General features: G+C 67.4%; 14 protein-coding genes. 4 read left to right on the top strand and 10 right to left on the bottom strand.

What is annotated here, in order from left to right:
• Positions 1-3 precede the first annotated feature (3 nt).
• Both Q7V15_RS04615 and Q7V15_RS04620 read left to right on the top strand, forming a co-directional pair.
• A complete protein-coding gene (locus Q7V15_RS04615; RefSeq protein ID WP_304754151.1) occupies positions 4-333 on the top strand; it encodes a SemiSWEET family sugar transporter in 330 nt (109 codons plus the stop codon).
• Positions 334-394: 61 nt separating this feature from the next.
• Positions 395-2,713 carry a glycosyltransferase family 41 protein gene (locus Q7V15_RS04620; protein WP_304754153.1) on the top strand — a complete coding sequence of 773 codons (2,319 nt, stop codon included), beginning with the start codon at positions 395-397 and terminating at the stop codon, positions 2,711-2,713.
• Here Q7V15_RS04620 and Q7V15_RS04625 read toward each other — a convergent pair.
• Genes Q7V15_RS04625 through Q7V15_RS04655 form a run of 7 tightly spaced genes read right to left on the bottom strand, consistent with a single transcriptional unit; the run spans position 2,705 to position 8,422 of the window.
• The gene (locus tag Q7V15_RS04625) at positions 2,705-3,520 is read right to left on the bottom strand and encodes an NAD(P)-dependent oxidoreductase (protein ID WP_304754155.1); all 816 of its coding nucleotides are present in this window, start codon (positions 3,518-3,520) and stop codon (positions 2,705-2,707) included. The genes Q7V15_RS04620 and Q7V15_RS04625 overlap by 9 nt on opposite strands.
• The gene (locus tag Q7V15_RS04630) at positions 3,517-4,011 is read right to left on the bottom strand and encodes a DapH/DapD/GlmU-related protein (protein ID WP_304754158.1); all 495 of its coding nucleotides are present in this window, start codon (positions 4,009-4,011) and stop codon (positions 3,517-3,519) included. The genes Q7V15_RS04625 and Q7V15_RS04630 overlap by 4 nt, the downstream gene beginning before the upstream one ends.
• A complete protein-coding gene (locus tag Q7V15_RS04635) occupies positions 4,011-4,562 on the bottom strand; it encodes a dTDP-4-dehydrorhamnose 3,5-epimerase family protein (RefSeq protein ID WP_304754159.1) in 552 nt (183 codons plus the stop codon). Before Q7V15_RS04635 ends, Q7V15_RS04630 begins: the two co-directional genes overlap by 1 nt.
• A complete protein-coding gene (locus Q7V15_RS04640) occupies positions 4,562-5,800 on the bottom strand; it encodes a class I SAM-dependent methyltransferase (protein WP_304754161.1) in 1,239 nt (412 codons plus the stop codon). The genes Q7V15_RS04635 and Q7V15_RS04640 overlap by 1 nt, the downstream gene beginning before the upstream one ends.
• Complete coding sequence (rfbG, locus tag Q7V15_RS04645) at positions 5,800-6,858, bottom strand: CDP-glucose 4,6-dehydratase (protein ID WP_304754163.1); 1,059 nt, start codon at positions 6,856-6,858, stop codon at positions 5,800-5,802. The genes Q7V15_RS04640 and rfbG overlap by 1 nt, the downstream gene beginning before the upstream one ends.
• Complete coding sequence (gene rfbF, locus Q7V15_RS04650) at positions 6,855-7,628, bottom strand: glucose-1-phosphate cytidylyltransferase (protein WP_304754164.1); 774 nt, start codon at positions 7,626-7,628, stop codon at positions 6,855-6,857. Before rfbF ends, rfbG begins: the two co-directional genes overlap by 4 nt.
• 26 nt (positions 7,629-7,654) lie before the next feature.
• Positions 7,655-8,422 carry a cephalosporin hydroxylase family protein gene (locus Q7V15_RS04655; protein WP_304754166.1) on the bottom strand — a complete coding sequence of 256 codons (768 nt, stop codon included), beginning with the start codon at positions 8,420-8,422 and terminating at the stop codon, positions 7,655-7,657.
• Positions 8,423-8,563: 141 nt separating this feature from the next.
• Between Q7V15_RS04655 and Q7V15_RS04660 the strand changes: the two genes are divergently transcribed.
• Complete coding sequence (locus Q7V15_RS04660; RefSeq protein WP_304754168.1) at positions 8,564-9,304, top strand: sulfotransferase; 741 nt, start codon at positions 8,564-8,566, stop codon at positions 9,302-9,304.
• A gap of 61 nt (positions 9,305-9,365) precedes the next feature.
• Positions 9,366-10,400, top strand: coding sequence for a M23 family metallopeptidase (locus Q7V15_RS04665; protein WP_304754170.1), 1,035 nt, complete (start codon positions 9,366-9,368; stop codon positions 10,398-10,400).
• A 274-nt stretch (positions 10,401-10,674) separates the two neighbouring features.
• Here the strand turns inward: Q7V15_RS04665 and Q7V15_RS04670 are convergent, their stop codons facing one another.
• The 3 genes from Q7V15_RS04670 to Q7V15_RS04680 form a co-directional block, all read right to left on the bottom strand.
• Entirely contained in the window at positions 10,675-12,390 is a 1,716-nt protein-coding gene (locus Q7V15_RS04670; protein ID WP_304754171.1) for a glycosyltransferase family 4 protein, read from the bottom strand.
• Between the two features lie 137 nt (positions 12,391-12,527).
• Positions 12,528-14,255 (bottom strand): calcium-binding protein, encoded by a 1,728-nt coding sequence (locus tag Q7V15_RS04675; protein ID WP_304754173.1) that lies wholly within the window; start codon positions 14,253-14,255, stop codon positions 12,528-12,530.
• The gene (locus tag Q7V15_RS04680) at positions 14,252-14,401 is read right to left on the bottom strand and encodes a hypothetical protein (RefSeq protein WP_304754175.1); all 150 of its coding nucleotides are present in this window, start codon (positions 14,399-14,401) and stop codon (positions 14,252-14,254) included. Before Q7V15_RS04680 ends, Q7V15_RS04675 begins: the two co-directional genes overlap by 4 nt.
• Between the last annotated feature and the right edge of the window lie 61 nt (positions 14,402-14,462).

Consider the following 14,462-nt stretch of genomic DNA (forward strand, 5'->3'; position numbering starts at 1 on the left):
CCCATGGATAGCGCCCTCCTGCCCGAATTGATCGGCTTCCTGGCTGGCCTCTGCTCCATGGCGAGCTTCACACCTCAGATCGTCAAGACATGGCGCGAGCGCGACGCCCGCTCCATCTCCCTGCGCATGTATGTGGTCACGGTGTCCGGCTTCTCCCTTTGGGTGACCTATGGGGTGATGATCGGCAGCCTGCCGGTGATGCTGACCAATTCGGTCTGCCTGACCCTCTCAGCCCTGATCCTGGCCATGAAGTGGCGGTTCTCCCGCCCCGACCACGTGGCCCGGCGCGAAGCGCAGGGCGATACGGTTGGCGCCGGGCCAGCAGGTCACTAGGATTGCGCCGACTCCCGCGCCCCCGGAGCGTGGGCGCCCGTAGCCATCCCAGGACCAGATCATGCCCCATCGGATCGCCGAAGCCGAGGCCGCCCTGCAGGCTGGACGTCTCGACGAGGGGATCGCCCTGATCGAATCCCTGCTGACGGAGGAGCCGCGCTCACCCCAGCGGCTCTATCAGAATTTCACCAGCCTCCTGTATCGCAAGGGTCTGTACGAGAAGGGCGCGGACTGGTCCCGCGCCGGCCTTGAGGTCTATCCCCGGGACGCCGACCTCTGGAACATTCTCGGGGTCTGTCTGCGCCGCCTGGGGCGTCCTGAGGAGGCGCTGAAGGCCCTCAACGCCGGCCTCAAGGTCCAGCCGAAGAACGAGGGCCTGCAACAGAACAAGGGCAATGTTCTCAATGATTTGAAGGATGGCCCCGGCGCGGTGGCCATCTTCAGCCGACTGGTCCGCAACGCTCCGACCAATGCGGAAATGCAGCGGGCCCTGGGCCGGGGGCTGTGGCGGTCGGAGGAGTTCGACAAGGCGGAAATGCGCTTCCGCCTGGCGGCTAGACTGAAACCCGATCTCATCGACGCCTGGCTCGATCTCTCGGCCCTGCTGGCCGAAACCAAGAGCTCCGACGCCGCCGTGGCGGTCTTGGAAGAGGCGCTCAAGTCCCAGGACTCGCCCCGGTTGATGGAGGCCAAGGCCGTCGCCCTTCGCCGGGGCCAGAAGCTCCGCCTGTCGGAGGCCTATATTCTTGAGGTCCTCAAGACCCGTCCCGATGAGCCCTGGGCGCACTACCAGCTGGGCGCCGTGATCTCCGACATCGACCGTCCCCGGGCCAATACGCACCTGCGTCGGGCCGTGGAGCTGAAGCCCGACGACCGGGACTACAGGATGGCCCTGGTGGAAAGCCTGGTGCGCTCACGCCACGGGAATGAGGCCGCCCATCTGGACGACGCCTATACCGAGCTGAAGGCCGCCAGCGCCCTGGGTCCCCTGAGCGGCCCGGCCCAGTTGAAGGTCGCCTCGGAGGTGTTGTCCCGGGTGGCGGATTTCGAGGGCTTGGATGCGGTGTGCGACTTCAAGGCCACCGGGCGCATGTGGGCCGAAGAGGGGCGCCACACGGCCTTGCTGAGCCAGCTCTCCCGGGTGAAGGCCCCGGAGGACCGCGACGAGCTGATCTTCCAGCACCGGACCTGGGGTGAGCTCGTCCAGGGGCGGGTGAAGCGCTATCCCCTGCGACGTCCGAAAGCGCCACGGCCCGAGAATGGCAAGATCCGGATCGGGATCATGTCCTCGGACCTGCGGATGCATCCGGTGGCCTACTTCTCCCTGCCCCTGTTCGAGAACATCCCCCGCGATCGCTTCGAGATCTATTGCTACTCCTACTATCAGGGGCAGGAAGACAGCCTGCAGAAGCGCATCGCCGATCTGGTGGACGTCTTCCGCTGGGAGCAGGAGATCAGCGACTTCGACGCCGCCCAGATGATCTGTGACGACCAGCTGGACATGCTGATCGAGCTGGGCGGCTCGACCCATATGAACAAGCTCAATGTGATGGCCTGGAAGCCTGCGCCCCTGCAGGCCAGCTGGCTGGGCTATCCGCACTCCTCGGGCCTGGACACCATCGACTACCTGATCATCGACCCCTACCTGGTTCCCAGCCGGCGGGAATTGCTGATCGAAAAGCCCCTGCTGATGCCGTCCAGCTGGATCGCCATGGGCGAACTGGCCTTTCCCGAACGGCCCATGGCGGCCGAGCCTCCGGTGGTCGCCAATGGCTATGTGACCTTCGGCACAGCCAACAACCCCTACAAGTACAGCCGGGCCATGGTCGCCGAATGGGCCAAGGTGACCGCCGCGGTCCCAGGTTCCCGTTTCATGTTCGTGCGACCCGAAGGGGGCACGGCGGCCTTCCGGGACAACATCACGGCCATCTTCGAGGCCGAGGGGGTCAGCCGAGATCGCCTGCGCTTCGAGGCGGTGCGGGGCGCCCACATGCCCTTCTACAATGAGATGGACATCTCCCTGGACACCTTCCCCCAGACCGGCGGCACCACCACGTGCGAGTCGTTGTGGATGGGCGTGCCGGTGGTCACCCTGGTGGGGGCGGGTCTGTTTGAGCGGTTGAGCTGCTCCATCCTCGGCAATGCCGGCCTGCATGACCTCTGCGCCGGCGACATGGACGGCTACCGCGACGCCGCGGTGAAGCTGGCGGGCGACGTGGAGCGCCTGCGCAAGCTGCGGCGGGAGCTGCGGCCGACCCTCAAGGCCAGCCGTCTGGGACAGACCAAGACCTTCGCCGCCGACTTCTACAAGATGCTGGAGGCGGCGGTGACGGCACACAAGGCCGCCAATGAAACGCCGGCCGCGAAGGCCCTAGCCTAGGAAGAAGCCCGGCGCGGCAAGCGCCTCGGCGATCAGCTGGCGGGGGTCCTGGGGCGCGATCCCCAGCGCCTGGAGCCTGTCGATGGCGCAGTGAGGAGCCGCGGGCATGGGGCGGTCCGGCGTCAGGTTCAGGGTCCAGCCGGCCGCCCCAAAGACCTGGGCCAGGTCGGCGTTGGAGACGTTCTGGCCGCTGGCCACATTCACGACGCCCGGGGTTTGGCTTTCGCCCATGGCCAACAGGGCGGCGATCACGTCATCAGCGTGGACATAGTCGCGGACGGCGCCCGGGACAGAGTCCAGGGTGATCTCCCGAGACCGCCGCGCCTTCTGCAGGAGTTCGGGCAGGAAGCCGCTGGCGCCAGGGGCAAGGTCGAAAACATTGGACAGGCGGGCGACGGCGCCGCGGCCTCCGGACCTGGCCAGGGTCAGGTTCTCGCCCAGGGCCTTGGAGAGATCATAGACGTTGCGCGGGGCGGCGGGATCAAAGGCCAGGATGTCGTCTTCCCGCCCGCCGGCCGCGCCAAGGCTGTCATAGAGCCTTGTGGACGACAGGTAGATCAGCCGATCAAACCGGGCCTGTGAGAGCACCTGGGCCAGCAAGGTGACATGGGCCTCGACCGTGTCGAAGGGCCGGACGGCGAAGTCGCCGGTCAGGCCGGCGCAGTAAAAGACCCGGCCGAGATCGCGTTCGAACAGGGCTGGATCGCCCCGGGCTGGCGCATAGACCGCCTCGCCCCGATCACGCAGGGCCTGGGCCAGGCGCCCGCCAATGAAGCCCCCGGCCCCAATGATGGTCCAGCCGCTCACCTCTTGCCGCGCTCGCTGATGCGTCGGACCGGGACGCCGGCATAGATCCCGTAGGGCTCAAGGGCGCCGCGGACCACAGAGCCGGCGGCCACGACACAGCCCTTGCCGATCACCGCGCCGTCGAGGACCACGACGCCGGCGCCCAGCCAGACATCATCCTCGATGACGATGCCGCCCCGGCTGTCCATGAAGCCCTGGTCGCGGATGCGGGCGTTGCGGTCGGCGATCTGGTGGTTGGTGGGGGCAAGCGTGCAGTTGGCGGCGATCAGCACGCCCTCGCCGATCCGCACCCCATTGCCGGTGTAGATCACGGTGCCGGAATTGACCGCCGAGTCCGCGCCGATGACCACCTCGCCGTCGCCGCCGACGGCCTTGATCTTGACGAAGGAGTCGATGAGCACGCGGGGTCCGATCTCGATCAGCGTGCCGCGCACGGAGCGCTCAATGTCCGCCAGGGGCGAGATGGTGGCGGTGGGATCGATCTTCAGCATCAGCGGCCTCCTGGCCCGGCCTCGGGGACGAAATCCGGATAGCTGGCGTCCCGCTCGGAGATCACCTGCGGCCGGGCGGGCCAGGTGATGGCGAAGGCCGGATCGTTCCAGCGCACGCCGACCCCGTGGCCCGGCTCGAACAGGGGCGCGATCTGGTAGAGCACGTCGGTGTCGGGCTCCAGGGTCAGGAACCCGTGAGCGACGCCTTCGGGGATGAACAGGGCCCGGCCGTCCTGTGCGTCCAGCTCAACCCCAGTCCAGCGGCCAAGGGTGGCGCTGCCGGGACGCAGGTCGAGCGCGACATCGAAAATCCGTCCCCGGACAACCCGCACCAGCTTGGTCTCTCCGTGCGGGACGGTCTGATAGTGCATGCCGCGCAGGGTGAAGGCGGCGGTGTTGCGCGACAGGCTGGTCTGGGCCGGGACGAAGTCGATGCCGGCGTCGGCGAACTCCACCGGGCAATGCAACCGGGCGAAGGCGCCGCGGTCGTCCAGGACAGGGTCGGTGTCGACCACGACGACGCCCGCGATCTCCGTGGGCGAAAAGCGCATCAGTCGAGGACCTGGGTGGCCGGCGAGGCGATGACGAACCGGCCGCCCCAGTCGCGGATATAGGCCAGCTGGCCCATGATCTCGTCCTTCAGGTTCCAGGGCAGGATCAGCACATAGTCGGGCTTCACCTCGGCCACCCTGTCGGGGCCATAGATCGGCGCATGGCTGCCGGGCAGGAAGCGGCCCTGCTTGTGCGGATTGGCGTCGAAGGCGCAGACGATGTCGTCGGGCCCCACACCGGCATAGTTGAGGAAGGTGTTGCCCTTGGCCGCCGCGCCATAGGCGGCCACCGTCTTGCCCTCGGCCTTGGCCTGACGAAGGAAGGCCAGGAAGCTGTCGCGCACCTCATCGACCCGGGCGGCATAGCCTTCATAGGTCTCGAGTTTGTGCAGACCGGCCGCGGCCTCGCGGGCTCGCAGAGTCTTGAGCGCTTCAGTCTCCTGGTGGCTCGACGCCTCATGGGCGCAGAACAGGCGCAGCGACCCCCCGTGGGTGGGCAAAAGCTCCACGTCAAAGGCGCGCAGGCCGTTGGCCCGCAGCACCTGGGCCACCGCCAGCAGGGACAGGTAGGAGAAGTGCTCGTGATAGATGGTGTCGAACTGCACCATCTCCAGCATGTTCAGGAAGTGCGGGAACTCGAAGGTCAGCACGCCTTCGGGCTTCAGCACCTCCCGGAAGCCGGCCACGAAGCCGCCGATGTCGGGGACATGGGCCAGCACATTATTGGCCGCCATCAGGTCGGCCTTGATCCCCCGCGCGGCCAGGGCCTTGCCGGTCTCGCCATGGAAGAACATCACCTCGGTGGGCACGCCCTTCTCGACAGCCGCCTGGGCGGTGTTGGCGGTGGGCTCGATCCCCAGCACGGGCACGCCGGCTGTCTTGAAATGCTGCAGCAGATAGCCGTCGTTGGAGGCGATCTCGACCACCAGGGAGTCAGGCCCCAGGCCGAAGCGGGCGATCATCGCCTCGGCGTAGCGGCGGGCGTGCTCCACCCAGCTGGCCGAGTAGGACGAGAAGTAGGCGTAGCCGGAATCGAAGATCTCATCTGCGGCGACGGGATCGTCCACCTGCACCAGGAAGCACTCGGCGCAGACCCGGGCATGCAGGGGATAGGTCTTCTCAGTCCCGGCGGCCAACTGCTCGGCGGTCAGGTTGCTGTTGGCCAAGGGCTGACGGCCCAGGTCCACCAGGGTGTGGGTGAGCGGCGTGCGGCAGAAACGGCAGACAGGGGTCGTCATCACAGGCTTTCGTAGGTCTCGATCTGCGCCAGGCAGAGGTCCCGGGCGGCCTCGCCCTGCCCCTGACGGCGGTACCAGTCCATGGTCCAGGCGACCGCGGTCGGGCCATCGAGCAGGCTCTCGAAGTCGAGGCTTCGGCGGGCGAGGCTCGCGTCCACCGCGAGGCTTTTCGCCTCGATGGAGGCCGGGTCCACTTCATGGCGCCAGGGGGCGGCGTCCAGGGCGGCGATGGCCTGGGTGGCGAGGTCGCCGACCGTGATCTCGGCGGCGCCGGGCCGGGGGCCGAAGTTCAGGGCGCGCGGGGTGTCGGGGTTCTGGGCCAGGGCCTGGGCGAAGACGAGGTAGCCGGCCACGCAGTCGAGCACATGCTGCCAGGGGCGCGTGGCCTCCGGGTGACGCAGGACGGTGGTCTCCCCGGCCCGGGCGGCGCGGACGATATCGGCCACCAGGCGGTCGCGGGAGAAGTCGCCGCCGCCGATCACATTGCCGCCCCGGGCGGTGGCCACCGGCACGCCGGCCTTGTCGAAATAGGAGCGGGCGAAGCTGGACGTCACAATCTCGGCGCAGGCCTTCGACGCCGAATAGGGATCCTTGCCGCCGAGCGCGTCGCCCTCCTGGAAGGCCCGGCCGCCGTCATTATTGGCGTAGACCTTGTCCGAGGTGATCACCAGGACAGCCCGCAGGGCGTCCTCGTCCCTTAAGGCCTCCAGCAGGTGGGCTGTGCCCATGATGTTGGTGGAAAACGCGCCGACGGGATCTTCGATGGCTGCGCGCACGATGGGCTGGGCGGCCATGTGCAGCACGAGGTCGAAGGGCTGGCCTGCGACCACATCCATGACGGCGCGGCGGTCACGCAGATCGACGATGTGCGAGGCGGCCAGATGGTCATAGCCGGCCAGGTCGGCGAGCGCCGGGGTCTGGTCTGGCGCCAGCGCCAGACCCGTCACATGGGCGCCCATGCGGGCGAGCCATTGGCCCGTCCAGGCGCCCTTGAAGCCGGTGTGACCGGTCAGAAGGACGCGCTTGTCGGCCCAGAAGCCCGGCTCGGGCCGGCTCATGCCCATTGGCGCCAAGGCGCCTGGCCGGACGCCCACAGGCTCTCTAGCTGGTTCTTGTCGCGCAGGGTGTCCATGGCGGCCCAGAAGCCGTCATGGCGATAGGCGATCAGCTCGCCGTCGGCGGCCAGGCCCTCCAGGGGGCCAAGCTCCCAGACGGTGGCGTCATTCTCGACCCGGTCGATCACCGAGGGATCAAGGACGAAGAAGCCGCCATTGATCAGGCCATTGTCGCCGGGGGGCTTTTCCACAAACCGGTCCACCCGGTCGCCGGTCATTTCAAGGGCGCCATAGCGGCCAGGGGGCGCCACAGCGGTGACGGTCGCGCGCTTGCCGTGGTCGGCATGGAATTTCGCCAGGGCCGTGAGGTCCACATCGGCCACCCCGTCGCCATAGGTGAAGAAGAAGGGCTCGCCAGGCGTCAGGAATTCCCGCACCCGCTTCAGCCGGCCGCCGGTCATGGTGTCGGCCCCGGTGTCCACCAGGGTGACCTTCCAAGGCTCGTGCTTGGTGGCGTGGTAGTCGATGGCGCGATTGGCCAGGTCGACGGTGAAGTCGGCGTTGTGCAGGACGTAGTTGGCGAAATACTCCTTCACCACATAGCCCTTGTAGCCCAGGCACACGACGAACTCGTTGAACCCGTGGTGGGAGAACATCTTCATGATGTGCCAGAGGATCGGCCGGCCGCCGACCTCGATCATCGGCTTGGGCCGCAGGTGGCTTTCCTCGGAAATCCGGGTGCCCAGGCCGCCGGCCAGGATGACGACTTTCATCGCAGTACCTCCCCCCTGGCTGACGCTCAGGCGATCCGCTTGACGAAGGCGTCGGGCCAGTAGGTGACCCGGTCCTTCACCACCCCTTCATTGAAGGGGAAGGTCGGTTCTTCGATGATGAAGCGCTTATCCTCCGCCACGAACTCATGCACCGCCCGGCGGGGATTGTTCCAGGTCCAGTCCTCGGCCGTGCGGGGGCCGCCGACCACCTGCTCCATGATCCCGTCGGTGGCGACGATATAGGAGCCCACGGGCACCATGTCGGCATAGGCGCGCAGCTCGTCGAGCACGTGGCCCTTGGTGTGGTTGGAGTCGAGGACCACCAGCACGGTCTCGCCCGGCTTGATCTGCGCCTTGACCTGTTCGACCACCTCAGGGGCGGTGGACGAGCCTTCGATCAGCTCGATCCGCTTCTTCATCGGATGGGCTTCGATGGCGGTGCGATTGTGCGGCCGGATCTCGATATCGATGCCGATCACCCGGCCCTTGTTCATGGCTTCGAACAGGGAGGCGTAGAAGACCAGCGACCCGCCATGGGCCACGCCGGTCTCCACCAGCACGTCGGGCTTTAAGTCCCAGATCACTTCCTGCAGGCGGACCATGTCCTCCGGCAGCTGAATGATCGGCCGGCCCATCCAGGCGAAGGAATAGACGTATTTGGAATCCCACGTCGCCCGGACCCAGGCCTTAGACGCCGCGGCGAAGCCTTCGGCGGTGGAGAGGCTGTGGCGCGTTTCAGTGTCGCCCTCGCGGACGACGACTTCGCCGCGCTCTTCGTCGATAATGGTGATCAAGACCCCGACCTTGTATGCCGTTTCTGACGGGCCGATGGTGAAGGCGAGCCCGCTTTGTCGCTCTCTCTTATCGCGTGTCGGCGCGGCGATGAAGCCGTATCCCGCAGAGAGGGCGCCGCGCGGACGGAACAGGGGACAGGCTTGCAGCCGAAAATCGACTTCATCATCGTCGGCGCGCAGAAGGCCGGCACTACGGCGCTTTTTGACTATCTGGGCGAGCATCCGCGGCTTGGCCTGTCGGACGTCAAGGAGGTCCACTTCTTCGACGATGAGACCAGGGACTGGTCCAACCCGGACTATGACGATTATCACGCCCATTTCGACCTGGCCGACCGCAGCCGGGTGTGGGGCGAGGCCACGCCCATCTATCTCTATTGGAAGAACAGTCTGGAGCGCATCCGGGCCTATAATCCGCAGGTCCGGTTGATCGTCATGCTCCGCGATCCGGTGGAGCGGGCCTTTTCCCACTGGAAGATGGAATATGCCCGGGGGGTGGAGACCGCCCCCTTTGACTGGTGCGTCCGCCGGGGACGGGCCCGGCTCTTTGAGGCGCAGCCCTGGGGCTATCATCGGGAATTCAGCTATGTGGAGCGGGGCTTCTACGGGGCGCAGATCAGCCATCTGCTGAGCCTTTTCCCCGCCGAGCAGGTGTGTTGTCTGCGGGCCGAAGACCTCGAAGCCGATCCTGCCGCCGTGCTCGGCCAGATCAGCCCGTTTCTCGGCGTCGACCCGCCGCCCCCGCCACGGCCCCGGCGGGTGCATGTGGCCCAGGACATCGCCTATCCCTCCGTCCTCACCCAGGCCGACCGGGAGGTCCTTCGGCGGGTCTATGCGGAAGACATGAGCCAGCTGCAGAGCTTGACGGGGATTTCCTATCCCTGAGCGCATGGGGCGGCTGGGGCCTCGCCACATTTCTGTCAGGGGATTGGGGGATGGATGGCCCATGCCTCCACTCAATCGACCCGGGACGTTCCGGCGCGTCTATCTGATCAGCCTCGCCGTCGTGGCGATCAGCGCCTGTTCGCCGCGGGAGGCCGCCAGTCTGGGCGAGGCCGAGCGCCTGGGTCCTGAGCTGGCCTTCCCCGTCGACTGCATCATGGGTCAGACCTGCGAGATCCAGAACTATGTGGACCGCGATCCAGGCCCCGGGGCGCAGGACTATTTCTGCGCCAGCCGCAGCTATCATGACCACAACGGCACCGACATCCGCATCCCGGACATGGCCGCCCAGCGGGCCGGGGTGAGCGTCCTGGCGGCCGCGCCGGGCCGGGTCAGCCGCCTGCGGGACGGGGTGGCCGATGTTTCGGTGCGGACTACGGGGATCGCTGCGGTTGACGGGGTCGAGTGCGGCAACGGCGTGGTGGTCGACCATGGGGAAGGCTGGGAGACCCAGTACTGCCACCTGGCCCAGGGCAGCCTGCAGGTGACCGAGGGCGACACCGTGGAGCTCGGTCAGGTTCTGGGGCGCATCGGCCTGTCGGGACAGACGGAATATCCCCACCTCCACTTCACCGTCCGCAAGGACGGGACGGTCGTCGATCCCTTCGCCCCCCATGCCGACGCCCGGGTGTGCGAAGCCCGCGGGGCCCTATGGTCGCAGGCCGCAGCCGACAAGATGGTCTATCGCCGTGGCGCAGTGCTCAACACCGGCTTTTCCTCCGGCGCCGTCTCCATGGAGGCGGTGGAAGAGGCCGCGATCCCGGCGCCGTCAGCCAGCGCCGCGGCCCTGGTGGCCTATGTCCGCGCCATCGGCCTGGAGGCCGGCGACGTGCAGTTCCTGAAGGTGACCGGGCCGGACGGCGCCGTGGTCGCCGAGACCCGGATCGATCCTCTGGACGCGCCCAAGGCGCAATACCTGCTCTATGCCGGGCGGCGCACCCCGGCCCAGGGCTGGACCCGGGGCGTCTACCGCGCCGAATACTGGGTGGAGCGCGGCGGCCGCCGCGCCCTGGAACAGGTCTTCCAGATCAGCTTCTGACGAGGGCGCGCCGGCGCCGGGAAGGCTGGCCCCGACCCGAGGTCGGGTTCGGCTTTGTGGCGCGCGGTGTCCCTGGGACAAATTCGCGTGATCCGGCTGGGACGGGTTTCAGCCTCTTTCAAGGCCGGGCGGACTAAGCTACAGTTTAGTGTCAGCCGAACTCTCCAGGGCTGTGTCGCTTCGGCCGGGCCATAGTATCCATGCCAGCTATGGCCCGGCCTTTGGCCGCCGCCTGGTGCGGCCCCTTCCCGTCATTTCTGAGCCTGTCCGCCCGTCAGGGAATGGGCGGCTGGCTGTCTGGATCGCCGGCGACGTCGTGCGCGACCACGGCCGGCTCGCCGAGGCGCAGCAGATCGAACTTCATCAGCCAGAGCAGGGAGCGCTCCACATAGGGGCGACGGGGGGCCGGCGCCGCGGCGAGGATTTCGGCCACGGTGGCGCCTCCGGGGGCGCAGGCGAGATTGAAGGCGGCTTCGCACTCCTCCAGGCCCGCCAGGGCCCAGCGCCCGGCCTGGGCGAGGTTGCGTGACAGGACCTCAGTCGCTGCGGCCCAGTCCGGAGCCGCCCCGGGGCCCAGGCGGTCATCCGCTGCGAGGGGACGGGTAGGATAGGCGGCGAACAGGGTGAAGGGGTCGCTTCGCCGGGGATTGACGCGGCGGCGCGCCAGGTCCGGCGCCTCAGGCTGGGCGGCTGCGCGACGCTCGGCGAGATCGCCCCAGAAGGCCTGGTAGCGGGGAATGACCTGCGACCAGTCGAGGTCCTGAACGATCCGCTGGCGTCCGGCCGCGCCCATCTGGCGGCGGAGATCGGGACTGTCGATCAGGGCGACCAGCGCCGCCGTCGCCGCGGTCATATCCATCGCCGTCATCTGGGCGGCCGCGCCGACATAGTGATCGTAACCGACCCAGCCATTGTCGTGGTTGAAGGCCAGGTCCTCCCCCAGGCCTGGCCGGGGGGCATAGGTGGCGATCCGAAAGCCGTCGATCCCATGGCGCACGGTGTCGCGATAGCCATCCCAGTCGGTGACCACGCAGGGCAGGCCTGCGGCCATGGCCTCGGCCGGGGTCAGGCCGAAGGTCTCCTGGATGTTGTCAGAGAAGGAGATGAAGAGATCCGCGGCCGACCAGATGGAGAACCGGGTTCCGGCCTCACGCCCGTCCACCGGGCGGTAGCCGATGCTGGGACAGAAGGCGCGGGTGGCGGCGTGGAAGTTCTCCCAGGCCTCGGGGTTGGCCGACCAGCCGGACACGATCCAATAGACCGGCTTGCCCGTCGCTTGAGCGGCCTGTTCCAGGGCCATGGCCATCAGGGCCGGGTTCATCTTGGTCTGGGCGTTGAGGCGGCCGACATAGAGGGCCACCGTGGCGCCTTCGGGAATGTCGAGGCGCTCACGCCAGGCCTTGCGCGCGACAGGGTCGAAGGCGAAGTCGTCGCCGTTGACGCCTAAGGGAATGGTGGCCAGCTGTGGCGTAGGCAGGCGCGTGGCGCCGAGCCGGCCGCGGAGATCGTCGGCGATCAGGGCCAGCTGGGTTTCCACGCTGGTCCGCACAGCGGCCGAGGTGCAGATCAGGCCGTCCCAGCTCTCCGTGGGGCAGGTCAGCAGCTCCTCCAGGGCGGCGATAGCCCGGTGGGTGGCGGTGGTGTGGGTCAGACCGCACAGGCTGTAATGGGCCGGGCCATAGCGGCGGCGCCACCAGGACTCCTGGCCGATGGTCGGGCTGGGAATGAAGACGCAGCCGGGGTCGGAGAGGCCCTGCCGGTTACGCGGCGCGATCCAGCGGCCGTCCCGGCGCAGACGGCCCTCCCCCGAGATCAGGGCCTCATAGGCCTCGTGAGGGAAAAGCCCGCCCTTCCAGAAGTGAAATCGGTCGACCGCGGCATGGCGCAGGAAACCGCGAAGGAAACTCTCGCCCGCCGAATGGCGGCCCATCAGCTGGGGGCGATGGGTCTGGTAGCCGTCAGGATGAAGATAGATGGCCGCGTTGCTCATGGACGATGGGATTAATCCCTTGAGCGTGGGGCGCAAGACCAGGCTTCACCTTGGCCGCCAGCCCGGTGGTTGGCCCATAGAAAAGGGGGCCGCCCCGAAGGACGGCCCCCACAGTTCTGTCTCGATAGAAACTCGTCTTAGGCGACGAAGTTGGCCGTCGAGATCGCGGTGTTGTCGATACCCATCAGTTGGACGGTACCGGTCACCTGGTTGTTGCCAGCGATGTCCGCGAACACGAACACGTCGGCGCCGACCTGAACCGCAACGATGTCACGCGAGCCGGAGTTGATCAGCGCCGAAGCGTCGATCAGAGCCTGGGCGTAGGTGCCGACGTTGAGTTCGACATAGTTGGTCGCCGTGGCGGTGATGCCAAAGCTGATCGTGTCGGTGCCGCCACCGGTGGTGAAGTCGGTGATGCGGTCGATCGAGCCCGCAGTCGTCGAGGTGTCGCCCACCGCGAAGACGAAGCGGTCATCGCCCGCGCCGCCGGTCATGGTGTCAACGCCCGCACCGCCGGTGATGGTGTCGTTACCAGCGCCGCCGAGGATCGAGTCGTTGCCCGCGCCGCCGAGGCCGACATTGGAGCCGTCGCCCAGGGTGATGCGGTCATCGCCATCGCCACCGTTGATGGTGTCGTTGCCGGCGCCAGCGGTGATGGTGTCGTTACCAGCATCGCCGAGGATGCTGTTGTTGCCGCCGCCGGTCGCATCGATGGTGTCGTTGCCGTCGCCACCGGAGATGGTGTCGTTGCCAGCGCCACTGACGATGGTGTCGGTGCCAGCGCCGCCCGAAAGGCTGTCGTTGTCACCGCCGCCGTCCAGGTTGTCGTTGCCATCGCCACCGATCAGGGTGTCGTTGCCAGCGTCGCCGCGCAGGACGTCGTTGCCTTCGCCGCCATCGACGTAGTCGTTGCCAGCGCCGCCATCGAGGACGTCGTTGCCGCCTTCACCGTAGATGGAGTCGTTGCCGGTGCCGCCCAGGATGGAGTCGTTGCCCAGGTTGCCGTTCAGGAAGTTGGTGCCCGCGGTGCCTTGGATGGTGTCGTTGCCCTGACCGCCCAGGAGGGTGTCATTGCCCGTACCACCGGCCATGGTGTCGTCGCCGAGGTTACCGTTCGCCCAGTTGTTGCCGCTGGCGGCGCTGATCTGGTCGTTGTCCTGACCGCCGTACATGGAGTCATTGCCAGCGCCACCGACGATGGTGTCGGCGCCGGTGTTGCCCTGCAGGAAGTCGTTGCCGTCGCCGCCGGTGATGCTGTCGGTGCCAACGCCGCCGAAGATGGTGTCGTTGCCATCGTCACCGTTCAGGGTGTCGTTGCCTTCGCCGCCGTCGATGGAGTCGTTGCCGGTGCCGCCATTGGCGACGTCGTTACCGCCTTCACCCAGGATGGTGTCGTTGCCGGCGCCGCCCGTGAGGACGTCATCGCCAAGGTTGCCATTGAGGTAGTCCGCGCCAGCGCCACCGGTGACGGTGTCGTTGCCTTGACCGCCCAGCAGGGTTTCAGCCTGGTTGGAGGCAGAGCCGCCGAGGATGGAGTCATTGCCCATGTTGCCATGGACGAAGTTGTTGCCAGCGCCAGCCGAGATGGTGTCGTCGCCTTGGCCGCCGTACAGATTGTCGGCCGAGGAACCGGCGGTGATCGAGTCGTTACCGGCGTTGCCCTGGACGAAGTTCGCGCCTTCGCCAGCGGTCAGGGTGTCGTTGCCAGCGTTACCGTACATGCCGTCCGCGGCGGTGGTGCCGGCGATCGGGCCGTCATCACCGGCGTTGCCGATGTAGAGCTGCGAACCGGTGGTGGTGGTCGCGACTTCGCCGTAGATGCCAGCGCCAAAGATCTTGGTCACGCCGCCAACGGTGATGCTCACCCGAGCCGGGCAGCGCCCGCGGCCGGAATGAAGAGGACCGTGATCGAGCTGGCGTTCGTGCCGGGCGCGAAAGCCAGAGTGTCGTTTGCGGCGACGTAGGCCAGGGCCTGCGCTTCCGTGATCGTGTCGAATTGATAGTCAGCCATGCTTCTCTCCAGTCAGTGTCACGTGGACCCCAGAACGCCTGGCCACCATCCTCGGATGGAG

Source organism: Phenylobacterium sp., assembly GCF_030651755.1.
Classification (GTDB): Bacteria; Pseudomonadota; Alphaproteobacteria; order Caulobacterales; family Caulobacteraceae; genus Phenylobacterium.